Source organism: Vibrio sp. 1069, assembly GCF_033340555.1.
Window position 1 is genome coordinate 1 of sequence record NZ_JAWOWP010000806.1, and the last position, 548, is coordinate 548.

The window sequence follows — 548 nt, forward strand, 5'->3', positions numbered from 1 at the left end:
CCAAAATGTTGGTGCAGTATCGTGATTTGCTCTCGTCTCGATATTTTATGAGTTTTGCGAGCATCAGTTGGCTCAACTTCAGCTTGATGATCACGACCGTCTCCGTGATGCCTTTTATCATGCAAGACCAAATCGGGATGACATCGGACGAATACGCCATGTGGGCACTGATCCCCGCGTTAGGCATGCTCGGCGGCACAACCATTTGTAACCGCATCCGCCCCGTCATCGGAAATAAGAAAATGCTACTTTGCACGCCTGTTTTGCATATCAGTGCGGCACTGTGGTTGTTTTTCTGCCCGGTAGAGCCCTTGTATTTGATGATTGGACAATTGTTGATGATTCTTGGCAATGGCATTGCGTTGCCTTGTGCACAAGCACTTGTGATGCAACCATACAAAGAACAAGCGGGCGCGGCGGCAGCCATGTCTGGCGGCGGTCAAATGGTGGTCTCTTCCTTGGTGAGTATGACGCTGGTGCAACTTGGATTGAGTGAAGCGTGGCATTTGTCGTTGGTTGTAGTGCTGTTTACCGCCATCACCTTGACC

General features: G+C 50.2%; 1 protein-coding gene. It reads left to right on the top strand.

Going from position 1 to position 548, the window contains the following annotated elements:
• Positions 1-548 (top strand): MFS transporter (locus R7040_RS29170; protein ID WP_411978234.1); only part of this gene is annotated, 548 nt, incomplete at both ends.